This window comes from Bacillus alkalisoli (genome assembly GCF_002797415.1).
Lineage (GTDB): Bacteria > Bacillota > Bacilli > Bacillales > Bacillaceae_I > Bacillus_CD > Bacillus_CD alkalisoli.
On the sequence record NZ_KZ454944.1, the window covers coordinates 1299449 to 1323399 of the forward strand.

The window sequence follows — 23951 nt, forward strand, 5'->3', positions numbered from 1 at the left end:
ATTTACTATATAGTATTTCAATCAAAGGAGGCGTTTGTGTGAGTAATAAGATAAAAGTAATTATCATTCTACTTTTAATGAGTAATGTTGTTTTGTTTTTTCTATATAAAAATGCAAGTGATGAATCTGAATTTAGATTAAAGATGCTTTATTGGAACTTTGAGAATGGTCTTATTCTAAACGATACAGGACTAATTAACGCTAAGAATGGTCATGGTCAACAACATTTACTTACTACTTATGCTCATTACTATAATAGTTCAACAAATGCTATGTATTTTTTGAGCAGAATTAATCTCCCATTCGAAGAAGTGAGAGGGATACTTGATTTTTATACTGGTATTTTAGAAGAATGGATTGTCACGGACTACGAACCTACCGAAGAAGAATATGAAAATATGATGAAAGATTTTCAGGCTATCCATATCTTAACGAGTTACAGACACAAAGAGCATACCTTACTTGATTGGACCGAAAACGAATTTGATAAAAATATTAAAGAGTTAAAAAGCCAATTAATTTTATTTAAGGAAAAAGATTATTGAGATTGAATCCAACAAGAAGGGAAGATGTTATATGTTGTTTCTTGAAAAAGTTGGAGCAGGATTATTAACGCTTATCATATTTGTCATTGGGATAAATATTATTTCTCCACAAGAAGAAGGTTACGGAATGGCTATTTTTATTGCTATTTATGCGGCTCCGGTTGTGTTCATCGGTGGAATATTGTTCTCATTTTTAGCGGATTATTTAATGGAACGAGTAAAAAAGTTTAAATATTTTGTAATGCTTCTTCTCTATATAGTTGGGGGAGTTTTAGTGAACGTTTACCACTACGGTGCGCTTTTTTATGACGGATTCGGTGAATCGTCATTATTTATGATGATTTTTGGAATTATAATGTCTCTGATCTTCATGCATGTAATGTTGGGGCTAAGAAAGCTGCTGCAATATTTATATGACAAAATTACATGAATTTAAGGAGATCACTTATATGATAAAAAAAATAGTATCTATACTACTAGTACTTTTTGCGGTGTCAGCTTTTTGGTATACATACCCGAAAAAAATCAATAAAACGTATGAAGGAATCTATTTTCAATTTGGTAGTGAGAACAGTGGTTTTGAAGAAGAAATTACAGTAGAGATCAATGGGAAATACAAAAAGCGAATTTTTGGTGGGGATATTTTTACTGGTTCTTTGAAAATAGGTGAAACTTTTATCCCATATGAAAAATTAATTTTCGGAGAGATTTGGGGTGGTGCCTTTATGAATCGTTCTACTTTTTCAATAGATCCAGAAAATGAAATTTCTTATGGTCTGTTTTTTGCTAATCAAGATTTAAGCGAAATTTCCATAGCTGTACATACTTGGAACCAGAGCAGTAGCAGTAGTTGGAACGGAGGAGATGGATTCATGATTTCTGCACCAGCAACGAACAGACAAGAAGCGCTAGCCATCACGAATAGATTATTTGAAGGATATCCGATGGATGAGCTTGAATAATAAGAAAATCCAGTCAGAACGTAGTGACTGGATTTTTTTATGGAATTGACTATGTTAAAGCTCAATGTGTGATTATAAATACACTCTAGCTGTTGATGGGAGCGCATATTGAAGACTCCTGCGGGAGACCCTGCAGGCGCGAATGCGCTGAGGAGGCTCTAGGCCCGCCCGCGGAAAGCGAAGCCTTGCACGGAATTCAACAGTGGTATTTAACACAGTCTTTTAAAAGAAGGGAATTGCTCTTTTTTATTGAAATAGTAATAGATTTACAATTTTTTGGAGGTTTTATTTATGGCATACAAAGAAAATTGTCCGTTATGTAATCTACATAACGATAAAGACCAAAACATCGTTTTTGAAAATGAAACATGCTACTACGTACAACATAATCTCGAGCAAGACGTGTTAGAAGGCTGTGGGCTTATTATTCCGAAGAAGCATCATGAGAATGCTTTTGAATTGACGAAAGAAGAATGGAGCGATACATACGAATTATTACAAAAAGCAAAACAATATGTAGACGAAAAATATTCTCCAGATGGATTTACACTTGGCTGGAATGTAGGTGATGCATCTAATCAATCTATTCCACATAGCCATCTTCACGTTATACCAAGATATAATGATGAACCTCATGCAGGGAAAGGAATTCGTTATTGGTTAAAGCAACCAGAAAATAAAAGGGAAAAGTTGAAGGTGAAGTAAGGATATGATGTTTTACAAAGAGTTAGGACTAGATGAAATACATAATGAAAATATAAATAAAAGAATAGCCGTTCGAGCGGTAATTATAAAAGAAGATAAAATTTTACTTGTGCAATCTAACCTTGGAGATTACAAATTCCCAGGTGGAGGGGTCGATGAAGAAGAAACATTGGACGCTGCACTAGTTCGAGAGATTGCTGAGGAAACAGGTTATGTTAAGGCGGAAGTGAAAGAAAAAGTAGGTGTCGTTGTAGAAAGAATGAATGATGAGTATGCTTCGAATGCGATCTTCGAAATGACATCTCATTTTTATTTTTGTTACATCTCGGGAGAAAAAGGATTACAAGAACTCGATGGGTATGAGATAGACCAGGATTATACGCCAAAGTGGGTAACTATTGAGGATGCAATCACTCAAAATAAAGAAGTGTACAAGAAGGATGGGCATCGTAGGATTAAAAGAGAGAACTTTGTATTGAAGTTTTTAGATCATTTTTTTAGAAGGAGTTAAGCTAATGTTTATTGTGAACGTAGAAGGTGCTATTTACAAAGAAAATAAGTGGCTTTTAATAAGAAGAAGTGAAAAAGAAGAGCATGAAGGTGGACAGTTATCACTTGTAGGTGGAAAAGTAGAGCAAGAAGGTCATACTACCGATATTTTTGAAAGAACGGTAAAAAGAGAGATTTGGGAAGAAGTGGGGATAGAGGTAGACAATCTACAGTATGTAAATAGCTCAACGTTTGTTACAGATGTTGGTGAACACGTTGTTGATATTGTTCTTCTCTGTCAGCATGTTGCTGGAGTTGCTTATGCGAAAAGTCCAGATGAAGTGGATGAAGTGCTATGGTTAACAACGGAAGAAATAATGAACAATCCAAGCTTACCACCTTATTTAAAGCACAATGTGAAGCTTGCCGACAAAATACTAAAAGAAACAGTTTGCTAAACTTATAGCAAGCTGTTTTTTTATGAATGAATAAGGAGAGTCATAAGTAAACTTAAAATTACATTATTGTTAAATTAATTTACTAGAAATATTTTCTTAACGCATTAAAAATGGATATACTTGTAAGCTTGCAACTATTATAATGAAATGAATGGGTTATTGGAATATTATAACTTTTATTAAGGTGGGAAACTTATGGATTTATTTATGGTCTTAATAGCAATTTATGCTACTCCTTTTTTATGTCTTATTTTAGTTTTAAACAGTGTTACGCTCGCGAAAAAAATTAAAAAAGGTGATGAAAATACAGCATCTAATACAACTTGGATTGCCGTTAGTTTTACACTAATTACGTATTCACTTGTATGGGTAGCTCTTGTTCAATAAGGGATCATCATATTTAAGTTTATGGAGGAAACATAGTGAGAAAAGTGTATAGCTTTTCAATCGTCGTGTTCTTATTTATTGTTTGCGTGATCTTAGTTATGGGATGGAATGAAAGAAATCCAACTTTCGCTACACATCTAGAGGCGTTAGAAAATGATAAGCATATAAAGTACGAAATAAAGGAAATAATTGATACAAAAATTTATGGTGATAACGCATATGTAATTTCTTATACGAATATTGAAAGTCAGGAACATTATTTCATTACAACATATAAAAAAGGAAAAAAGGGTTGGAGTTTTGTTGATGCATCGTTAGGATTTGAGTTGTCTAGAAAGAATGCAAATGGAAGAATAAAAGTTGGCGGTATCCAAGGTGGCTCTCAACATGGAATAGCAACGTGGGATGTAGATAAAGTTACGCTAGCTAACCTTTCTGCAGACATCATACCGTTAGAAGAAAAGAATTTGAAAATATGGATCTTTTTCAATCCAACCTTGGAAGATATGAAGAGCGAAATGTTATTTAAAGACGAAAACGGTAAACTAATAAACTGAAGAAAAGCTGATCTATATGAAACTGTGCCTACACTGTGAATCAGACATGTTAGAAAAAAAGAATTTCTTTGCATTTAAAATTCCTATTGCTGTCGTTTTAGTTATCATTCCTGGTGGGATATTTTTTTGTTGGGTCCCGTTCTTATTTCCTGGAACATATGGATGTAAAAGCTGTGGACGTGAGTTTAGTAAGCCGAGAGAGATGGACTGGCGTGAATTTGAGAAATATAAGAAGGAAAAAGAAGAAGCCCAATAAATGTAAGTTGAAAGATTAGGAGAGTGCTTTAGTGAAAAAGTGGATAATAAGATTTTCAATTTTAATTGTAATGGTTTTCATCATTTCAGCAGTTTGGTATACGTTCCCGAAACAAATAACGAAAACTGTTTCTGGGGTGTCATATCAGTTAGGGACGGATGATATTTTAGAAAATATAGAAATACATATAGATGGAAAGTTCAAAAAGAACTTTACTGGAGAAAAAACATTCGAAGGAAAAATAGATATTAGAGAAAAAGATTCACCAATAAAGGATGATCCTGACTTAAGAGGTGTGGATTTAGCTTTCAGAGATAACAAAGCGACAATGTTTTATTTCTTTGATAAAAATTCACAAGGTAGACTAATTCCTGGTGGACAATGGTACGGGGAAATTTATATAAATGAGGACTTTAGTCAATTTACTATTGCAAAATATGATGAAGATTCAAGATGGTCTGAATCAAACGGACTTATGATCACCGCTCCAGCTAGTACAAGAGAAGAATCCATTAACATTTCAAAAAACTTAATGAAAGGTGTCTATTCCCTTGAAAATATATGGGAGTATAGTGGCACGATCTTTAAAGAAGATCCTATGTTTAAAATCTTCTCCTACTTTCCTTATGAGGAAAACTTAGAAACATGGGGATATGATAAGGTAGGAAAGGAATACTCCTTATCCTTTTTTTACAAAGATATAGATGAAATGAAACCGGAAAAAGAGTGGCAAGAAATAGTATTATCTAATGCTGCCTACACTTTTGCACTGGTGGAAAATGTAGTTGAGGTAACATTTGAGTTTTCGGAAGAGCATACGTATACGTTATCGAAGGAAGAATTAGAAAAAACGTATGGGCAAAAAATAGACTTTGCAAACGAGGTAGCGTTGATAAAGTTTATTCGTGAAAGTATAGAAGATGAACAAAAGATGAGTGAATTGTGGAGATAGGTTATAGGGTTAGTAAGGCGAGTTCGTATGATTATTTTTGATAGTTTTGGAAAACTATAGAACTTTTATTCTTTCTATTCGTAAATAGGGAAACAGGAGGTTGCATGATGGAGGGTATTATAGGCGGAGTATTTATTTTACTCGTTATTTTTCTTACATCCAGATTAGCGCACTATTTTAACAATACAAAAATAAAATTGGAAGAAATGGATCGAAAGTTAGATGAGTTGACAAAGGCTTTGGTTAAAAAAGATTAAAATGTAGGGGAAATATGTAGTATTACAGGTGCCTGGCACCTGTAATAATCTTGAAAAGGGAGGGTAATATTTGAAAAATAAAGTTACTATTGTTATCGGTATTGCTTTGGTAGTAGGTGTATTATCTTTTTTTATGCTGCAAAATGCACAAAGTTTAGAGAAAATGTTATGCAGTCAAATTATTAAAGAAGATTCAGAGTGTTTAAAGATTTTTCATGTTGATAATCAAAGTAATTTAGTTGTTTACCAAAACAATACGCACATTATGATTGCCAGAATGAATGAATCGTATTCGAAGGTAGAAAATTTAAGTGGTGGAGTAGGTTTTCAATCTTTTAAAGAAACAGGCGACTCTTTCTTATGGCAAGGATCGGAATACTCAACTGATGAATCTCCAAAGATTTATGGTTTAGCAAGAGATGAAGTGAAGTCAATCATAATCGAAAGTGAAGGAAACAAACAACCCAATAGAATCTATGTGGGTGATGGCATTTCGCTTTGGTATGTAGAACTAACTGATTCTAATAGACTTAATCTACCCATAACAATAAAAGCTTATGATGAAAAAGGTGAACTACTAAACTAACATAAGTGAGGTAAAAATATTATAGGTGTAGGCATCTATAATAATTTTGAAAAGGGAGTGTGAAATTTGAAGAAAATCGTGACTATGATTTTCTTGATGATTTTGGTAGTAGGTGTGTTAGGCGTGGCTTCATTGTTTATGGGTTCACTATAAACAGTACTATTAACTTCTAACAATCGAGTTTAGTGGGGAAATATCTATGTGTTTGTTGACAATGCATACAAACAGATCCATGCAATTTCCGTAGTTTTAGTGTTAACAATAAGAAAGAAAAAACTATTTTTCATTAGGAGTGACCATTAATAGTGACCAAGAACAATAAAAAGCTACGAACCTTTTTATTACTACTCATTATTTTATCCATATTTTTCACTATCTTTTATTTTCGCCCACTAAGTGCACAAGAAGTATTTCCTGAGATGGATAATATTGAAAAAATAGACTTTCTCTCAAGATTTCATTCACAAAAAGAACCAGATAGATTAACGGTTCAACTAACAGGTGAAGAAATGGAGTACTTTAAAAGTCTTTTAGAAATGCCTAAGTACAGAAGATCACTTGGTAAAACAAACATTCATACTTGGGAAAACGCTTATGATATTGTAATATTTCATAAGTCTAGCAATTATTCAATAGTTATTAACGACAAAGGATATGTTGTTGTAGAAGGTAGGTACAATAAGACAAAGTATAAAATTATAAGTTCAAAAGATCACACTTTATTATCATTATTTGATGAACTGATATTTCCGAAATAACAGTTCGGCCGATTAGAATGACTTGAATAACCGTACATAGGTGCCAGGCACCTGGAAATTTGAGGGAGTGAGATGATTTGATGGAAAAGTACATTAGAAATTTTGCCATTTATGGTTTTTTTATTGGGTTAGGTTTGGCTATTTTGTTTGTGAAGTATAAAGAGGTTATTAAACTTGACCCCGACACTACTATGACATCCTATGTGTCGGTTTTTGATTATGTTGTAAACGTGTTAAGATCTTCTGTTGTTGGTGCAATTATCGGGGGCGTGCTTGGAGTTTTTATAGGAAATAAACCAGCGCCGATTCAAGAAGTTGGTAATAATACAGAATTAATAAAAGATGAAGAGGTGAAGTACTGAAAATGGAAAACGAAAATGGTGGCAGCATATATATTCATATGATAGTAGGCTCTATAGGTATAATTTTGATATTTGTCGGTCTTTTTTACCATAATTCGGTGGAAACAGGTATTACTAGTCTATTAATCCCAATAGGAATAATTATCACAATAAATTATATGTATTTTTTAGAAAAAAGAGCTGGTATAAGTAATAAAGTTATATGGATCCAATCACTATCTATGATAGGTGTATTAGCGTTTTTATTATTTCTTTAACCATCATGTAGAAGGTGAGAGAATGGATTTAAAAACCAAACAACTGCAGTGTAACGGGGGCAATACATGATCTCACAGCTTAAAAAAATTAGAAGTCATTCTGAAATAAGTATGTCAATTGCGAAGAGAATCCGAAACACTGTATTTGTTCTACTTTTAGGTGAAATGTTAGGATTTCTTGCAAAATATACAGATGGTTCACCCATAGGCTTAGTTGGTACCTATTTAGGTATATGGGTGTTCATTACAACATTAGTTTCGGTATATAGTAGATCTCCATTTGCGGCTGCCTTACACGCCTTGTTGTTTTTGTTTGCTATGTTAATCGTGTACTACTTGTATTCTATGTATTTGCTTGGAATTTTACCGAAGTATTACTTATTTGCATGGGGAAGTATTGCACTTTTATCTCCGATTGGTGGCTTTTTTGTATGGTATGCAAAAGGTAAAGGGTGGGTTGCTGCATTTTGTGCAGCATTGCCGATAAGCTTGTTAATAGTAGAAGGTTACAACTTCTGTTATACTTTTTCATTTACTAGCGGGTTGGACCTCTTATTTGCTCTCACTTTACTTTTTCTATTAGCAAAAGAGTGGAATCAAAGGTTAAAAATTGGAGCTATCACACTAGTTGTTACTATTTTCCTTATAAGAATTGGAATTCTTTATTACTTGCCGGCCTAAAGAAAAGAGGAGAAATTAGAGTGAAGTTATTTATTCAATCAATAGTAAGTTCCATCGTTGTTCATTTAATTTATCTAGTAGGTACAATGGTTGTAGGGTACATAAAGACGATCAATTATACACCTATTATTACAAGTAGTCATCATACGTACTTACAAAACGAAGTGGCTTTTGGATATGTGAGTTCTGTACCTTATTACATATCAATCCTAACATCTTTTACTATAGTAGCAATAATCTCAGCGCTACTAATTACCTTATCAAATCGTATAAGATTAAAATTCTCATAAACAATTAATTCAACAGTATTACAAGTGCCTGGCACCTGTAATGCTGTTGAAACATTAGGGAGATGATTGTTGTATGAAGAGTGTTAGTTTAGAAGAGTTTAATTGGATTAAGGAAGCCATCCTATTAGAAGAAAGGAAGGACGCCTTTGTTGAACAAGTAGTACCGAAAAGGTTCAGTCATTATTGTAAAATTTTTCATCCAATGTTCCGAGATAACAATATAAAGGACGAAACAATTCTTTGGCCTGATACGGATCCAAATGAACCGTTTACATTTGATGTAGGGGAGAAAATTTCCTATAAACAATTTTGCGCAAAATACAACCTCCCATTCTCTAAAGAAGTAAGCACCCAAAGTATTCTTAGAAAAATGAATCTTCCTCGGTATATTATCACTCCAACAGAAGGTGAGATTGAAGAAGATTTAATGAAAGAAATAGTAAAGACAATTAAACCCTTCTCATTAGATCAACAGATTTATTATTATTTCAATTTTATCAAAATAAAAGACTTTTGGAAGGAAGGAAAAGACGAAGATTTTCTCTATAAAGGGGAGTTAGAGGAGATTTTTGACTTTTACCAACACGATACTGTCTATCTTACTCCAACATATTGGTGGCCAGAAGATAAAAGCTGGTGCATTTGTAATGACCATGACTTAGACTTTACTCTAGTCGGGGGCTCAAAAGACTTTATCACTAGTCTAATAAGCAATAACGAACTAGAGGCATTTGAAGTCTTTCCTAACACTAGAATTGACTATAAAGCCGATGAAGAAAATAATTAAGAAGAGGTAGATTATGTATTGGAACATAGCAGCAATTGGCATTCTTTTTCTAGCAACATATATAATTATTGATATTATTAAAAATAAGAAAAGAAACATCATAAAGAGAGTTGTGATTTATAGCTTTATTGTTTACGGTATTAACGTACTTAACGTTACGCTGGGTATGCTTACCATTCAACCCGAGCCAATTGCCTTAAACATCCATTGGTATTTACAGCTAAAGCCATTCCTTTTTCTGAGAGAGTGGATTGGCATGTACAACAATAACGGAATGGATTGGTTTTTCTGGAATTCAGTAAAATTATCTTTTTATAACTTTATTTTACTGTTCCCTCTAGGTGTGTACCTGTCTTTTTTCAATGTGAAGAACATGAAAAAAGCAGCATTTATAATCTTTCTCGTTTCATTAACAATTGAAGCATTACAACTTCTACTTAGCTATGGTGGATTCCTAATGCTCCATCGAACATTCAATGTCGATGACTTAATTTTAAACACAGTGGGTGGAGTGTTTGGATACTTCTCGTTTGAACTATTTAAAAATATTTATAGTAAATATAAATCTATTAGGAGTACCCCTTTATGAGTCAAAAAGCTGATATAAATAAAGTTTTTCCGAGCTCTATTAAGAAACAAGTGGTCATCTCCCTAATTACCTTATTCGTGATATGTGCTATTGTTTTTAGTTTTTATATTTACAAAACCATTCACCACCAAGACATCGTAAATACAGAAACAGTATTGATTAACGAAGTTAAACTAGAGCATCAGCACCTACATATTTCAGGTGACACAATTTATAGTGCCATATTTTTTACTAGAGATTATGAAATTAAGTATGATGGAGAAGATACCCTTTACGTACAATTAATGTACCAACGCACAGATAAAAACAATGCGTCTGGCAGATTCGATATTCATTTTTACTTTGGTGGAGAGTTTTCTAACGTAGAGTCTACCAAGATAAACAAAGTGTATTTACAAGGAAAAGACCCAGAAGATGTTCGGTTAATCTGGGAAAGGTAATAAAGGATAAAAAACATTGATTCTTCCAAGAGTCAGTGTTTTTTTACATAATATTTCTAGAAATTGAAACTTTTAGCTGATTTTTTTCGTAAATATTGTAAAAAGACAAAGAAAGAGGGGAGCACAATTGACATACTTCATAAAAGTAGGCATTACCATCCTATTACTAATCGCTATAACTGTTTTTGCCATTATGACGGACAAACTAATTACACTCTTAAAAATACACTTACCTGCTAAATTAGTGTTTTTCTCCTTTGCTTTGCTCTTCTTATAATAAAAGTAAGCTCAACGTTATGGTTTGGCTCTATAATGGAATGGAGTTACGTGGATACAGCTTTTGTCACGAGCATGTGTTTCTTTGCGATTGGTTGGTTTACAACTATAACGCTTAAAGCTAGTCTAAATAGAGAAGCAGCATTATCACGTTACATAACAAACGAAAGATCTACAAACGATATCTCTCCATGTAGAGTAACTTATAAAGATCCTTACTTCGTTTCAAGCTTAACGTTTCTAGTAATTAGCTGGGGATCGGCACTAATTATATACATAAGTTATTTTTAAGGCTCTGTTAAAGGTTAGTGTTGATTTTTGATACCAACCTAGCAGTTGATTTCCGCGCAAGTCGTAGACTCCTGCGGGAGTAGCGGTGGCCTGGAGACCCCACAGGCGAAGCCGAGGAGGCTCCAGCCACGCCCGCGGAAAGCGGAGACTTGCGCGGAAATCAACAGCGGTCTTTAACAGAGCCATTTTTAAAAAGGAGTATCAAAATGCGTAAATATATAATTTTAGTGCTTTCTCTACTAATAATTGCTTTACCTTTTTATGTCATATGGGAAATGAATCGCCCTAAAGCAGGACCAATCGGTAATGGACCACCAGAGACTCCCTTTTTATTAATAGTTTCCATCGTATTAATGGGGTTATCCTTTTTAGTTTATAGTATTTTAATGTTTATAAAAAAAATAGAATAATAACAGTAGTTGGAGGAGTCTCTATGCAGAAAAAAGCATTAGTCATCGGAGCAGGGATAGGTGGTTTATGTACAGCCATTGCGTTACAACAAAAAGGATGGAACGTTTCCATTTGGGAGAAATCAAATAAGTTATCTGGACTTGGCGCAGGGATTGTTTTAGCCCCGAATGCTCTTTATGCTTTGGAACTGTTAGGGGTAGCAAAAAAAGTAAGAGAACAAGGATCGCCCGTAAAAGATGCTCATATTTTATCTTCGGACGGCAAAAAAATAATAACTCTTCCGACAGATTTGCAGGCAAAGAAACATGGCACATACAGTTACCTTATACATAGAGGAATCCTTCAAAACATTCTACTAGAAAAAATAAATGATAATATAGAACTCCATTTAAATAAAGAACTTAAACAGTTAAAACAAACAGAGCAAAAGGTAACAGCTATCGCCTCTGTCGGATACGAGGAAGATGGAAATATTCTAATCGGGGCAGATGGAATACATTCAAAAGTTCGAGAATTCATTTTCGGCCCCTCACCTCTACGTTATTCAGGTTACACCGCATTAAGGGGAGTTTGTCAGCTTGATATGAACACGCCAGGTAACGAGGAAGGCGGTTTTGAAGCGTGGGGACGAGGTAAGCGTTTTGGCTTTACAAAGATTGGTGAAGGGAAATATTTCTGGTTTGCAGCAGTAAATAGTTCAGAAGGAAAGAAACTGAATCTAGGAGAAAGAAAAGAGGCAGCACTTCATTTCTTAAAAGATTGGTGCCATCCAATAGAAGAAGTGATTCAAGCTACATCTGAATCTGACATTCTGCATCATGATATATACGACCGACGACCATTAAGCACATGGAGCGAAGGAAGAGTGACATTACTCGGCGACGCAGCACACCCAATGCTACCAAACTTAGGGCAAGGTGGCGCACAAGCGATGGAAGATGCGATTGTACTTGCCAACTGTTTAGAAAAAAATCCAGCCAATCCTCTAAGAGCTTTTCAAGAATACGAAGAGAGAAGAATTCCCCGGACAACGAAAATCGTAAACCAATCCAGAAAAATGGCAAGATTAGTCCAAATGGAAAGCCAAATAATGCTCCGGACAAGGAATACTCTATTTCGAAATGTATCTGCAGCTCTATTTGCTAGTCGAATGAACTGGGTTGTAGGTTATAAAGTAAAAAAGAAGAAACTTCTCTATGGTGAGAGTTACTTCTTTTTCGTTAGATGAAAAAATCGATAGGACAAGACTATTCCAACAAAATACAACCCTAATGCAAAATAAGCCGGAAGCAAATGAATAAACGTTGTGTAGCCAATCGCATAGTGGATATAAATCCCTGCAATGAATGCGGGGAGGCCACCAATAAGAAATGTCCACCAAACCCATCGGTTACCTTGTTGGAATCCCCATAAAGCAAGCATTAATACTAACAATCCAACACTAAGTAGTGCGCTTCCAAATCCAGCACGGTCATGTGCAAGTACAGGAATTAGATTCTGATTAAATTCAGCTAGCATTTCAGGACTCATGCAAATATACAGTAGATCCGTTGAAACGAAGACAGAAGTAACTCCTATATAGGAAATAATAATACCACCGATGACGAAGGAAAACCCAAGAATAACAAAGGCAAGCTGGCCATATAAACTCATTTTCCAAATTCGGTGATTTTTTCTATTTGTAGAAGAGGGTGTTCCTGTAATGTTTTTTGTTTTGACATAACCAGCAATAAAAAACGGCAAAAGAACAAGCCAAAATATTAAGTGTAGCCAATCAAAATAACCATAGCCAATAAAAGCAAATATACCGAGAAATCCTATGATGGCGGCTGCATCAATTGCTTGTTTCGCCCATTTTAAACCACGTTTTACTCCATACTTTGCAAGCTGCATATAAACAATTCCACCAGAAATCATCGTTCCAGCTAGCGTCATCCTATCGTGTGCCATAAACAACATGATTCGGTCATTAAACGCCCATATCGTATCCCGCTTCATTCCTAAAAAGTATTCATCATACGGTAAGATAATTGTCGTTATGCTAAAAAGGAGGGCAAGTAAGCCACCAAAGAATATAAATAATCCAAACAACCAATAAGAGGACCAACCTGGCTGAGGAGTTGTTTCAGGTTGTAGCTTATCAAGCAAAGCCTCATTTATGCGTTTTGTTAAACCTGGTCCTGAAAAAACATAGCCATCAGACAACATGACTAAATTTGCGCCTGCATCTACCAAGTGTAGAGCATCATCAGGCTCGTAAATTCCTCCAGAGGTAATAATCGTTTGGCTGTATCCTGCTTTTCTTAATTTACGTACTTCTTTCGTTAGTTCGGTTAACCCAGTCTTTTCTTCTAGTAAAACACCAGCGTATCGTTCTAATTTTTCTATAGAGATATCAGTACATGAGTCAAGTGATAAATAAATTGGCTTAGTAGTAGAAGGAAGGGTATCAATTTCACACTCTCCCAAAATGAACCCATCTGCATAAGGCTCAAATGAGTCTATCATCTTTAGTAGCTCATCTGAGTTACCAGATAATCTTACAAATACAGGTTGCTTTTTCTTAAAGTTTTTAAGTAGATTAACAGTTTGAGTCAGCCCAATAGATTCTGCCTTATCCGGAAAGATAATTTTCTTTCTTTCTTCCAAAACAACTGGCTCCGTCCATGATTCGGTAGGTTGAACGGTAACTGGCCCAATTTCTAAAAAGCCAAAACCTAAATTAGAAAAAGCTTTTGTTCCAGACAAAAAAGGATCTACTTTTCCAGACAAACCAACTTGGTTTTTGAATGTAGTCCCGTTATAAGCCTTTTTAAGCAAAGGGGAACTTTCTTCTCTTCCTAAAAAGTTAATCACATGCCCACCAAGGCCGAATGGAAGAGAGGCAATTGTATTCATTCTTTTATGAATAAATTCTCTTGAAACAGTAGGAGGCAATTTAGATAATACTGGCCTGAAAATGCCGTGATAAGACCAATCTGGCATAACTATCCCTCACAGTCTTTTATTCTATTTCTATTGTAGCATTTTATAGGCAAGATGAAAAAATACGACTTCCAAAATTTGATAAGGAAGGACAATTGATATATTTAGCGAATATTCTATGATAAGAAATTTATTTGGAGGGGCATTATGACGGATACAATTATTAGCCTTTTATTTATTTGTATGTTTTTTAGTCCATTTCTTTATTTACATTTAAAAAAGAAAAGGATTGCTGCAATCAACGGAGCGGTACTAATCATTTATTTCATAAGCTGGATCTATAATATGAAAAATAAAGGATTACCTTTTGAAATGAATATTGGAAGTGTAATTTGGATCTCTTCGTTGTTATTATCGGTGGCATTGATAATTATAGCTATCTCTCTTATTTTCTATAGAATATCACCTAAATTGAATCGCTATTTGATTCCTGCTATCATCCTTTTTGCTATTGTTACAGGTGGAATCATATCACATGATGAGAGTGTGAAAACTTTGTTAGATACATTTCTAGTATATACTGCCCCGATCTGCATAGCAGCCTTTATCGTAATAGGGACCATTCAATGGGACAGGAAAACTGTGAAGTAGAAGGTGAAATGAATGAATAGACATTTATTTTTATTTGGGGGAGGACCTCCGTTTAGTTTAAAGTTTGCAGAACGTTTTGTTCATCTAGTAAAAGAAAAAGAAGGACCAGTCTCTATTCTGTGTTTAGAAAGAGAAGGATGGAAAGACTACATGCCTAAATATACACAAGCTTTAGAAGAATATGGCTTTGCAGACTTTCGCTATATACCATTACCTACTACTCCTGTAAGAGATGTCATCCATTGTTTATCTGAAAGTGCCGGTATCATAATAGGTGGTGGTGACACAAATCGATATGCCGATTATATTGTAGATTCACCAATTTCGGATACGATAAGAAATCTATATAAGCATGGGGTACCTGTTGCAGGCTTTTCTGCAGGAGCTCTTATTAGCCCAAAACTATGTGTTATCTCACCAAAGGATAATATACAAAAAGAATTCCAAGAACGAAAAGGACTAGGCTTAATTGATAATGTCTTAATCGCCGTTCATTTTTCTGAATGGGCGGATGAGGATCATTTACAAAATGCAGCTAGTAAGTTAAGTGGTTATGATTTTTATGGAATCGATGAAAAAAATGGTATGTACTGCCTAAATGAGCATATAAAAGAGTTAGATGGAAACGGTGTTTATCGGTTAGATGGAAAAGAAATCAAGAATATAGCAAACTCAAATATATAGTGATTATTAAAAATCATTGCACCATGAAGGTGAATTTTGGTTGCTAATGAGTAACAACATGGGGGAGAAGTATTGAAAAAAAATATTACAAAAATATTGATCTTTTCTTTTATGATTGGAGCAATTTTTTTCATAGCTAACTACTTTTATATCAAAAGTGCGTATGCAAAACCATATGAAATGGTAGCTATGGTCGTTGAGGAAGCTAAAGACGATGCCACTAAGAGCTTATATGTGTTAACTGAAGAGGAGTGGTCTTTCGTGTCAGAAGAATCTGTTTTTAAAAATAATAGAGAGCCAATTGACTGGGAAGAAATTAAGTCATTTATAAATCATTGTGAAAAACCTAATCATTCATTATCTATTTTGAGTGGGGATGCCACTTACGGAACAATGAAACATCAAAACAAAGAAGCCTATCAAGTAATTAGTATTACATGCTTGGAGTATAGCAAAGAGACAAATCAGCATATTAGGTCGGTAGTTGTTCAACTTTTTGTAGAAAAAATAAAAGATTCTTGGAAAGTTGTAGGGAAACCTAAATCATTAAATTAAGTGAGTCCGTTTCATAATGTATGATTACAAAACGAAAAACGAATTATAAGAATAAAAATAAGAGGTAGCGAAGGAAGAATCCTTAACTACCTCTTATTTTCATGCAACTTTCTTTTCTTTTTTCTTTTCTTCCCAAGCTTCCGTATTTTTTATCCCTAATTTTAATGGATTGAATGTCGGATTTAACCCAAGCTTGCGCTGTTCTTGGTAATCCTTCAACACTTTTATTGCCACACTACCTAACAAAGCAAGTCCGACTAAGTTAATAACCGTCATCAAAGCCATGAATAAATCAGCAAGCTCCCAAACAAAACCTAGACCTGCAACAGCTCCTAATATTACAAATCCCATTGTTGCAAGGCGGTAAACATTCAGAATGGCTTTGTTGTCTTTAATAAATTGTATATTTGTTTCTCCATAATAATAGCTTCCGATAATAGAACTAAATGCAAATAAGAATATCGCTATGGCAATAAAGATACTTGCCCATGAACCAATTTGTTCGCTTAACGATGCTTGTAATAAGTTAATTCCTTCATAAGTTCCAGCGTTATAAATATCGGTTGATACAAGAATGATGAACGCTGTTGCTGTACAAACAACCATTGTATCAAGATATACTCCTAATGTCTGGATGAAGCCTTGTTTAGCTGGGTGTGAAACGTGAGCAGTTGCCGCGGCGTTTGGGGCACTACCCATACCTGCTTCATTCGAAAATAGTCCACGACGTACACCGTGCATAATGGCTGCACCAATTCCACCACCGACAGCTTGTTCAAATCCAAATGCACTAGAAACGATTAATGAAAGTACAGCAGGTAATTGAGAAATATTCAATACTAGAACAATAAGTGCGATTATTATATAAAGTACGGCCATAATAGGAACGACTACACTCGTAAAGTTAGCAATTCGGTGAATTCCACCAAAAATAACAGCACCAGATAAAATAGCTAAAACAATACCTGTTATAACTGTATTAAATCCAAATGCACTTTCAAATGCTGCAGAAATCGTATTACTTTGTACAGAGTTGAAAATTAGTCCGAATGTTAAGGCAATTAAAACGGCAAAAATAACACCAAGCCATTTTTTGTTTAAGCCTTTGGAAATATAGTAGGCAGGTCCACCACGGAACGTACCAGGCTTTTCTTGATCTTTTACTTTATATACTTGTGCTAATGTACTTTCAATAAAGCTTGTAGCACCACCAAGCAAGCCGACAATCCACATCCAAAATACCGCACCAGGTCCCCCTAAAGTAATGGCAACCGCAACGCCAGCTAGATTACCTGTACCAATTCTTGTAGCAGAACCAATACAAAACGATTTAAAAGCAGAAATAGGTTTTTCATCTGATTTACTTTCGGGTGTTTTTTCAAATACGACTCTCGACATTTCTTTTAAATATCTAAATTGAATGAAACCTGTCTTCCACGTAAAATAAACACCAATTCCTAATAGTCCATAAATGACGACATAAGACCATAGAAAGTTATTGAAGAAATCTATGATGAACATGGTCTTCCTCCTCTAATCCGAATTATTTGAAAATTTAAAGTTATACACCATTATAATGAAATTGAAAGATAAATCAACAAAAAACCTCCAATAACGACATATTTCGACCTTCTAAATAAATTCGTAATCTAAGTTGGTTACTTGCTATAAAAGGGATCATCGAATAATGATTGGTAATCGGAATGGAAAAAATTTTTTAGTACAAATTATGAAGGAGGATACAAAATAGGAGGTCAATGATGACGAAAAATTCAACGAAACAAAGTGAAAAAGATAAAAATAATAAAAAGGGATACAATCAATCCCAAAAGCCATTGCCTCAGCCAAAAGATTATGAGGAAATCGAATATTAAAATAAGTTCTCGGTATATCTTTAATGGTGTACCGAGAATCTTTTTGTTTAAAAAGTTTGAAAATTCTTATGTTTTTCTATTATAATAAGTTTATGAAATACTTCGATTTTCGAAATATAAGTTAGGAAGGGGAAACTAAATATGAGTAAAACATTGTTACGACCTGAAGTGCCTGTAGAACAAACGTGGAACTTAATTGATTTATTCTCAACAGAAAATGAGTGGGAGGATGCATTAAACGCTATTCATAATGATCTAGTTTCCGTTACCAAGTATAAAGGTCAGTTACATGATAATGCACATACATTATTAAATTGCTTACTTGCAAGAGACGAGCTAACGGAACGAGTAATGAGAGTCATGACATATGCTTCGTTACGTCAATCCGAAGATGGCACAAATCCTGAAAATCAAGCAAACGCATCACGTGTTTCTTCTATGATTTCTAACGTCAGTGCGAGTCTTTCATTCATAGAGTCTGAAATACTTCAAATGGATGATCAAAAGATTAAGAGCTTTATAGACGAGGAAGAGGGATTAGTAGAATTTAAAAATACACTTTTTACTCTTCTAGAAAAACAACCTCATAAACTGTCACCAGAAGCGGAAGAAGTATTATCTGCATTTGGAGAGGTTCTCGAAGCACCATACTTGATTTATTTACGAAGCAAAACGTCAGATCTGCAATTTAGTTCTTTCACGACCGATGATGGTACGGAGCACGAACTAACATTCAATTCGTTCCCAAAATACGAAGGATCTGCCAATGCTGAAATAAGAAGAAAAGCGTATGATTCTTTTATTAAAACACTTAAGCAATACAAAAATACATATGCCGCTACATATGCGACAGAAGTGAAAAAGCAAGTAGTAGAAGCTAGATTACGGAAGTACGATACAGTTACAGACATGCTGTTACACGACCAACAAGTAACGAAAGAGATGTATCACAATCAACTAGATACCATTCAACAAGAGCTAGCGCCTCATATGCGCAAATACGCAAAATTAAAGCAACGTGTTTTAGGTTTAGAAAAAATGCACTTTTGTGACTTGAAAGCACCACTCGATCCTGAATTTAATCCCGAAATTTCTTATGAAGAAGCGTCTAAAGTCGTTTTAGAATCATTACAAGTAATGGGCGATGAGTATATGGAGATTATGCAAAAAGGATTAAGTGAACGCTGGGTAGACCTTGCCGATAATGTTGGGAAAGGTTCAGGGGCATTTTGTTCTAGCCCATATGGCGCACATCCATATATCTTAATGACATGGCATAACTCGATGAGAGATGCATTTACACTGACACATGAACTAGGACATGCGGGCCACTTTAGTTTAGCGGGTCGATATCAACGTATTTCCAATACACGTCCTTCTAGATACTTTGTAGAAGCTCCATCCACGATGAACGAAATGTTATTAAGTCAGCACATTTTAGCGCAATCAAAGGATGAACAAATGCGCAGGTGGGTTATTTTACAATCATTAGGAACGTATTATCATAACTTTGTTACACATATTTTAGAAGGGGAACTTCAACGCCGTATTTACGAATTAGCGGATAATGGTACTCCTATTACTGCTAAAGTATTATGCGAGCAAAAGTTAGAGTTGTTGTCTAATTTCTGGGGAGATGCAGTCGAGTTAGACGAAGGTGCAGGATTAACATGGATGCGACAGCCACATTATTACATGGGGCTTTACCCGTATACGTATTCAGCCGGATTAACTGCATCTACAGCTGCCGCGAAGAAGATTCAAGAAGAAGGACAGCCTGCTGTTGATCGCTGGCTTCAATCATTAAAAGCAGGTGGCACATTAAAGCCACTAGAGCTTATGCAGCTAGCTGGAGTAGATATGTCTACACCAGAGCCAATTAAAGAAGCAGTTGCATATGTAGGACATTTAGTTGACGAATTAGAGAAGAGTTTTTCATAAAAATAAAAACACAGGGACAGCCATTACGGCTTTTTCCTGTGTTTTTCTACTTATACTTCCTCTCACTTGATGAATCATTCTTCGTTTTATGCTTCTTTTTTTCGTTTTGTTGTTCTATTTTTAAATCTTCTAATGGTATCGGATCAACGTGTTGTTGATTTTCATATTTCTCATAAAGACTTTCTTTTTCAGTAGGATATTGTTCTGGATGATCTCTAGTAACTTTTTTTTCTCTCAAACTAATCACCTCTTATAAACTTGTTTACCTTCTTAGAGACATTTTTAAACATATGGTTAAAATTACAACCTTACGTATCTACTAATATATGTTAAAGTAATGGTAACGAGGTGATAGAAACATGAAGACGTTAAAAGCTAAAATGACAGATTACACAAGATATTCGATGATTTTACTTGCAGTTAGTGTGTTTTTATATATTGGAGTTGCATTCCAACATGCTGGAAAAGAAGCTTATCAAGTTTTCTCCATGATGGGTGTAACAGTATTATTCTTAACTCTTTCTTTTGTTTTCATCTACAAAGCTAGAAAAATTAAAAAACAACTTCAAGAGCAAGATGAAAAAGACCTTTCTAAATAAAGAGAGGTCTTTTTTGTCGGAAAAATAAAGACAGCTTGCGAAATTAATCTCAAACTGTTTTTTAACTATATTATTCAGTATCATTTTCCGGATAGAATCCATCATCTTGCACGTAGTTTTCTATACTCCAAATCCCAATACCCTCATTTTTCGCTTCTTCTTGTATAGCCAGAAAATTATCTACATACCTAGTGTTAGGAGGGAAAATATAGGCAACGCGTGCGAGGCCATTTCGTAGTAATTCTTCTTGCACACTCTCCCCATCTACATATAAGTAAGCTAATATTCTTCCATAACGATCACGTTCACTTACATCCAACTCTAACTCCACTTCTCCACCTTTTAACATATCTTCAACAAACTTCGTCGCTTCTTCACCAAAAGGTTGAGGTTCTTCATAATTTCCATGGTTCATCTCTGGAGTATCTATTAACAGGAAACGAATACGTTCTTCTGTGCCATTGATTTCAACTCTTATAGTATCCCCGTCAATTACTCTAGTTACAGGTACTGTAATTCTATTGTATTCCTGTTCACTTTTTTCTTCTTCTTTGTTAAAGGCTGACTCGAAATGTTCACTATCAGTAATGAAATTACTTGCATTGCAACCTGATAAAAATAGGGTAAAACTTAGAAGTAATACAGTTACAAATTTATTCATGTTAGTCCCACTTTCCAAGCAAAATCTACCCTATTATAACACTAAATTCTTTATTTCAATGACAAAATAGCCTTTTTCTAAAAAAGGAGAAAACTCACTTGAGCTTCTCACAAAATGGCCACATTTCCTTAACTTTTTGTTCATAATTGCCCCGTAAAAATTGGTAATTTCCATCTATACTATAAGTATAAACAGTCGAAAAGAGGGATGAACATGTTCGCAGTCGTATTAGGAATGACTTTAGCGTTAACAGTAATGTTCGTAATTGGATCTGAACTAAGCACAGAAGAAGTAGAAATGTAAAAAACTAGGCTGAAAGCGGCCTAGTTTTTTATTTGGAGCCCATTAATTTTTGACTTGATGTACGAAATGAAATTTGAGTTGTTGTTTTGTAGTTCAAAAACAGTAATTGCCTTATTATAATAAGTTACAGATGTATCAAATTCTTTAAGGAAATCATAGTTATAACCAATGTGGTAGTAAAGTGATCCTAGAAGATATAAGCTATTATTATTAATACACCATTCAATACCTTCTCTACTAATGGAAATAGCTTTATTATAATCTAGGTTTTTTGTTAAGGTTCTTGCAGTATTATATAGGATTTTTGTCTTTATTGAGTAATCATGCATAAATGGAAGTTTATTAAAATGATTATATGCTATATTAAATTTATCTAATGCTTTTTCATACTCCCCTGTTTCAGAGTAAATAATAGCCATACTATTTATTATTTCTATTTCTCTTTCCCCGATAAGTTTGTTTGTCATCTTTGTTAGCTCTAGTGCCTCTTCAAGTAACCTCATTGCATTTTTCTTATCTTTTTTCATATGAAAAATACATATACCTTCATTCCACAAGAGAAATTGCAGGTTATTCCTATTATTCACAAATAAAGGATTCTTCTTCTCGCCTTCAATTATATTATATACTTCTGTATAATTATAAGAGTTCAATCCTTTTCTAACCTGGTCTTTTAAACTCTTCACATATTCAAGGTGTGGGATGGTTGCTAATTCGTAAAAATAGTTTACGTCCACACCTAATTTTTCTGCAATAAAATATAATGTATTCGCTAACGGATAAACTTCACCTTTTTCTATTTTACTGATTTGTGATTGAGTGCATATTCCATCACTTAGTTCAGATTGTGAAATGCCTAATTCTTGTCTTATATTTTTTATTTCTTTACCAATTACTGTAAAATCCATAATCGTCACTTCCTATTAATTATTCCTAGAGTTATAAAATGATATGAAAACAGGAGATAATGAGAGAGAATTAAGTGTTAGTCATCTAAAATAGCTGAAAATGACCGAAGAAACTTTTTTTAATATAGTGTATTATTCCTATTAAGAAAGATTTTAAAAATTTTAATATATTATAATATTAATTTACCAAATTAGGAGGATGATTTCAAAATGAAAAAACTTATCTTAACTACATTAATCGTTACTTTCGCTTTATTAGGTGCAAATGCAGTAAGTGCAGAATTACCACCACAACATTCTATTGCTAAAGAATTACCGCCACAACATTAATTTATAGGAGGCCTAACATGACTAGTACGAAAACGTCCAAATTTACATGCTTCTGGTTTATGGTCGTGGATCGCGAGCAAAAAGGTTGCAAACAATACCGAGTTGCCCAGCTTATAGACTACAAAAATAAATCTTCAAAAGAAGTTGCAAAATGGTTTGAGACGTTGTTTCAAGAGTACAGTGTCATTAAGGCGGGCAAGGGAACCATTCCTAATCAATTTAAGGGATTTCCTTACATTAATTACTAAATCTCTCCAAAACTGGAGAGATTTTTTCTTTAAGAAAATTGTATCATTACTATACTAATAAAACATATATGTCATTCGGCTTATATTATCCCAATATTTTGAAAATAATAGGGTATATTATATTATTATAATTGAAAAAGCACTTATCCGAAATGGACAAGTACTTTTAAAGGTAAATTATTTAATTCTTCTTTTTTTCTTTTTCCGCTCGATAAAATTCATGAAACATTTTCATTAACGCTCTTTTTTCAATTCTAGAAACATAGCTTCTTGAGATACCGAGTTCTTTTGCAATCTCTCTCTGTGTTTTTTCTTCCTGCAAGTCGAGGCCAAATCTCCCAACTATTACTTCCCGTTCGCGTTCATCTAATACATCAATATACACTTTAATTTTTTCTAATTCCATATTCAATTGAATGGTATCAATAACATCCTCGGATTCAGATTTCAACACATCAATTAAACTTATTTCATTTCCTTCTTTATCTTGCCCGATTGGATCGTGTAAGGAAACGTCTTTTTTCGTCTTTTTTAATGCCCTTAGGTGCATAAGTATCTCGTTCTCGATGCATCTCGCAGCATATGTCGCAAGCTTTGTGCCTTTCCCCGTATGGTAGCTCTCAATTGCTTTTATTAAACCAATTGTTCCAATGGAGATTAAGTCTTCAGAATCTTCCCCAGTATTTTCAAATTTTTTCACTATATGCGCAACTAGTCGTAAGTTATGTTCAATTAGTTTGTTTCTTGCATCCTCATCGCCCTCTGCCATGAGGTTTAAATATTTTGCTTCCTCTGCTGGAGATAATGGTTGTGGAAATGCATTATTTTTCACGTACGAAACTAGGAAGATTAACTCCTTTATTAAGAATGATACTGATGCAAATAAACTTGACACATTCTCACCTCCATCAAAATTCATAGGCAAGAGCCTAGTATTAATTCATATGTAGGTGAGTCCATTTTTGTGCATGTACCT

At 34.3% G+C, this 23951-nt stretch carries 36 protein-coding genes; 30 read left to right on the forward strand and 6 right to left on the reverse strand.

Features of this window, described 5'->3' with window-relative positions; all coding sequences use genetic code 11:
* Positions 1-38 precede the first annotated feature (38 nt).
* The 24 genes from CDZ89_RS06180 to CDZ89_RS06280 all read left to right on the forward strand — a co-directional run bounded on the left by CDZ89_RS06180 (position 39) and on the right by CDZ89_RS06280 (position 12524).
* Positions 39-545 carry a hypothetical protein gene (locus tag CDZ89_RS06180; protein WP_096153277.1) on the forward strand — a complete coding sequence of 169 codons (507 nt, stop codon included), beginning with the start codon at positions 39-41 and terminating at the stop codon, positions 543-545.
* 31 nt (positions 546-576) lie between these two features.
* On the forward strand, positions 577-975 hold the full coding sequence (locus CDZ89_RS06185; RefSeq protein ID WP_096153278.1) for a hypothetical protein: 399 nt from the start codon (positions 577-579) through the stop codon (positions 973-975).
* A gap of 19 nt (positions 976-994) precedes the next feature.
* Entirely contained in the window at positions 995-1507 is a 513-nt protein-coding gene (locus CDZ89_RS06190) for a hypothetical protein (RefSeq protein WP_096153279.1), read from the forward strand.
* A 291-nt stretch (positions 1508-1798) separates the two neighbouring features.
* Positions 1799-2212 (forward strand): HIT family protein, encoded by a 414-nt coding sequence (locus CDZ89_RS06195; protein WP_096153280.1) that lies wholly within the window; start codon positions 1799-1801, stop codon positions 2210-2212.
* A 4-nt stretch (positions 2213-2216) separates the two neighbouring features.
* Positions 2217-2723 (forward strand): NUDIX hydrolase, encoded by a 507-nt coding sequence (locus tag CDZ89_RS06200; RefSeq protein ID WP_096153281.1) that lies wholly within the window; start codon positions 2217-2219, stop codon positions 2721-2723.
* A gap of 4 nt (positions 2724-2727) precedes the next feature.
* On the forward strand, positions 2728-3159 hold the full coding sequence (locus tag CDZ89_RS06205) for an NUDIX hydrolase (protein ID WP_096153282.1): 432 nt from the start codon (positions 2728-2730) through the stop codon (positions 3157-3159).
* Positions 3160-3354: 195 nt separating this feature from the next.
* Positions 3355-3546, forward strand: coding sequence for a hypothetical protein (locus CDZ89_RS06210; protein ID WP_096153283.1), 192 nt, complete (start codon positions 3355-3357; stop codon positions 3544-3546).
* A 35-nt stretch (positions 3547-3581) separates the two neighbouring features.
* Positions 3582-4103: a hypothetical protein gene (locus tag CDZ89_RS06215; protein WP_100333369.1), complete on the forward strand. Its 522-nt coding sequence runs from the start codon at positions 3582-3584 to the stop codon at positions 4101-4103.
* Positions 4104-4149: 46 nt separating this feature from the next.
* Positions 4150-4359, forward strand: a complete 210-nt coding sequence (locus CDZ89_RS06220) for a hypothetical protein (RefSeq protein ID WP_100333370.1) — start codon at positions 4150-4152, stop codon at positions 4357-4359.
* Between the two features lie 31 nt (positions 4360-4390).
* A complete protein-coding gene (locus CDZ89_RS06225) occupies positions 4391-5311 on the forward strand; it encodes a DUF4825 domain-containing protein (protein ID WP_100333371.1) in 921 nt (306 codons plus the stop codon).
* Positions 5312-5415: 104 nt separating this feature from the next.
* Positions 5416-5568: a hypothetical protein gene (locus CDZ89_RS19555; protein ID WP_157842683.1), complete on the forward strand. Its 153-nt coding sequence runs from the start codon at positions 5416-5418 to the stop codon at positions 5566-5568.
* 70 nt (positions 5569-5638) lie between these two features.
* Positions 5639-6154 (forward strand): hypothetical protein, encoded by a 516-nt coding sequence (locus CDZ89_RS06230; RefSeq protein ID WP_096153285.1) that lies wholly within the window; start codon positions 5639-5641, stop codon positions 6152-6154.
* Between the two features lie 305 nt (positions 6155-6459).
* Entirely contained in the window at positions 6460-6912 is a 453-nt protein-coding gene (locus tag CDZ89_RS06235) for a hypothetical protein (RefSeq protein WP_096153286.1), read from the forward strand.
* Between the two features lie 77 nt (positions 6913-6989).
* The gene (locus CDZ89_RS06240) at positions 6990-7274 is read left to right on the forward strand and encodes a hypothetical protein (protein ID WP_157842684.1); all 285 of its coding nucleotides are present in this window, start codon (positions 6990-6992) and stop codon (positions 7272-7274) included.
* A gap of 2 nt (positions 7275-7276) precedes the next feature.
* A complete protein-coding gene (locus tag CDZ89_RS06245) occupies positions 7277-7531 on the forward strand; it encodes a hypothetical protein (protein ID WP_100333373.1) in 255 nt (84 codons plus the stop codon).
* A gap of 66 nt (positions 7532-7597) precedes the next feature.
* Positions 7598-8212 carry a DUF6518 family protein gene (locus CDZ89_RS06250; protein WP_100333374.1) on the forward strand — a complete coding sequence of 205 codons (615 nt, stop codon included), beginning with the start codon at positions 7598-7600 and terminating at the stop codon, positions 8210-8212.
* 20 nt (positions 8213-8232) lie between these two features.
* A complete protein-coding gene (locus CDZ89_RS06255) occupies positions 8233-8502 on the forward strand; it encodes a hypothetical protein (protein WP_100333375.1) in 270 nt (89 codons plus the stop codon).
* Between the two features lie 73 nt (positions 8503-8575).
* Positions 8576-9289, forward strand: a complete 714-nt coding sequence (locus CDZ89_RS06260; RefSeq protein ID WP_100333376.1) for a hypothetical protein — start codon at positions 8576-8578, stop codon at positions 9287-9289.
* A 13-nt stretch (positions 9290-9302) separates the two neighbouring features.
* A complete protein-coding gene (locus CDZ89_RS06265) occupies positions 9303-9878 on the forward strand; it encodes a VanZ family protein (protein ID WP_096153292.1) in 576 nt (191 codons plus the stop codon).
* The gene (locus CDZ89_RS06270) at positions 9875-10318 is read left to right on the forward strand and encodes a hypothetical protein (RefSeq protein WP_100333377.1); all 444 of its coding nucleotides are present in this window, start codon (positions 9875-9877) and stop codon (positions 10316-10318) included. The genes CDZ89_RS06265 and CDZ89_RS06270 overlap by 4 nt, the downstream gene beginning before the upstream one ends.
* A gap of 127 nt (positions 10319-10445) precedes the next feature.
* Positions 10446-10595, forward strand: coding sequence for a hypothetical protein (locus tag CDZ89_RS19560; RefSeq protein ID WP_157842685.1), 150 nt, complete (start codon positions 10446-10448; stop codon positions 10593-10595).
* 35 nt (positions 10596-10630) lie between these two features.
* The gene (locus CDZ89_RS19565; protein WP_141395188.1) at positions 10631-10885 is read left to right on the forward strand and encodes a hypothetical protein; all 255 of its coding nucleotides are present in this window, start codon (positions 10631-10633) and stop codon (positions 10883-10885) included.
* Positions 10886-11091: 206 nt separating this feature from the next.
* Positions 11092-11295 (forward strand): hypothetical protein, encoded by a 204-nt coding sequence (locus CDZ89_RS06275; protein ID WP_096153294.1) that lies wholly within the window; start codon positions 11092-11094, stop codon positions 11293-11295.
* Positions 11296-11318: 23 nt separating this feature from the next.
* Positions 11319-12524 (forward strand): FAD-dependent monooxygenase, encoded by a 1206-nt coding sequence (locus tag CDZ89_RS06280; protein WP_100333378.1) that lies wholly within the window; start codon positions 11319-11321, stop codon positions 12522-12524.
* Here the strand turns inward: CDZ89_RS06280 and CDZ89_RS06285 are convergent.
* Positions 12503-14281, reverse strand: coding sequence for a beta/alpha barrel domain-containing protein (locus CDZ89_RS06285; protein WP_100333379.1), 1779 nt, complete (start codon positions 14279-14281; stop codon positions 12503-12505). The two genes, CDZ89_RS06280 and CDZ89_RS06285, sit on opposite strands and share 22 nt — an antisense overlap.
* A 147-nt stretch (positions 14282-14428) precedes the next feature.
* Here CDZ89_RS06285 and CDZ89_RS06290 point away from each other — a divergent pair, with 147 nt between their 5' ends.
* The 3 genes from CDZ89_RS06290 (at position 14429) to CDZ89_RS06300 (ending at position 16111) form a co-directional block, all read left to right on the forward strand.
* Positions 14429-14872, forward strand: coding sequence for a hypothetical protein (locus CDZ89_RS06290; protein WP_100333380.1), 444 nt, complete (start codon positions 14429-14431; stop codon positions 14870-14872).
* A gap of 12 nt (positions 14873-14884) precedes the next feature.
* On the forward strand, positions 14885-15556 hold the full coding sequence (locus CDZ89_RS06295; protein ID WP_096153298.1) for a Type 1 glutamine amidotransferase-like domain-containing protein: 672 nt from the start codon (positions 14885-14887) through the stop codon (positions 15554-15556).
* Between the two features lie 72 nt (positions 15557-15628).
* Positions 15629-16111: a hypothetical protein gene (locus CDZ89_RS06300; RefSeq protein WP_100333381.1), complete on the forward strand. Its 483-nt coding sequence runs from the start codon at positions 15629-15631 to the stop codon at positions 16109-16111.
* A 99-nt stretch (positions 16112-16210) separates the two neighbouring features.
* Here CDZ89_RS06300 and CDZ89_RS06305 read toward each other — a convergent pair whose 3' ends face one another.
* Positions 16211-17632, reverse strand: a complete 1422-nt coding sequence (locus CDZ89_RS06305; protein WP_100333382.1) for an alanine/glycine:cation symporter family protein — start codon at positions 17630-17632, stop codon at positions 16211-16213.
* 494 nt (positions 17633-18126) lie between these two features.
* Here CDZ89_RS06305 and pepF point away from each other — a divergent pair, with 494 nt between their 5' ends.
* On the forward strand, positions 18127-19926 hold the full coding sequence (gene pepF / locus CDZ89_RS06310; protein ID WP_100333383.1) for an oligoendopeptidase F: 1800 nt from the start codon (positions 18127-18129) through the stop codon (positions 19924-19926).
* Between the two features lie 46 nt (positions 19927-19972).
* Here pepF and CDZ89_RS06315 read toward each other — a convergent pair whose 3' ends face one another.
* Positions 19973-20164, reverse strand: a complete 192-nt coding sequence (locus CDZ89_RS06315) for a hypothetical protein (RefSeq protein ID WP_227521448.1) — start codon at positions 20162-20164, stop codon at positions 19973-19975.
* Positions 20165-20285: 121 nt separating this feature from the next.
* Between CDZ89_RS06315 and CDZ89_RS06320 the strand changes: the two genes are divergently transcribed.
* A complete protein-coding gene (locus tag CDZ89_RS06320; RefSeq protein ID WP_096153303.1) occupies positions 20286-20525 on the forward strand; it encodes a YrhC family protein in 240 nt (79 codons plus the stop codon).
* A gap of 70 nt (positions 20526-20595) precedes the next feature.
* On the opposite strand, the gene CDZ89_RS06325 is transcribed toward CDZ89_RS06320, so the two are convergent.
* A complete protein-coding gene (locus CDZ89_RS06325) occupies positions 20596-21186 on the reverse strand; it encodes a thermonuclease family protein (protein WP_100333385.1) in 591 nt (196 codons plus the stop codon).
* A 323-nt stretch (positions 21187-21509) separates the two neighbouring features.
* On the reverse strand, positions 21510-22397 hold the full coding sequence (locus CDZ89_RS06330; RefSeq protein ID WP_100333386.1) for a helix-turn-helix domain-containing protein: 888 nt from the start codon (positions 22395-22397) through the stop codon (positions 21510-21512).
* Between the two features lie 347 nt (positions 22398-22744).
* Here CDZ89_RS06330 and CDZ89_RS06335 point away from each other — a divergent pair, with 347 nt between their 5' ends.
* Entirely contained in the window at positions 22745-22975 is a 231-nt protein-coding gene (locus tag CDZ89_RS06335) for a hypothetical protein (RefSeq protein ID WP_100333387.1), read from the forward strand.
* 181 nt (positions 22976-23156) lie between these two features.
* On the opposite strand, the gene sigK is transcribed toward CDZ89_RS06335, so the two are convergent.
* Positions 23157-23870 carry an RNA polymerase sporulation sigma factor SigK gene (sigK, locus tag CDZ89_RS06340; RefSeq protein WP_096153307.1) on the reverse strand — a complete coding sequence of 238 codons (714 nt, stop codon included), beginning with the start codon at positions 23868-23870 and terminating at the stop codon, positions 23157-23159.
* Positions 23871-23951: the final 81 nt, after the last annotated feature.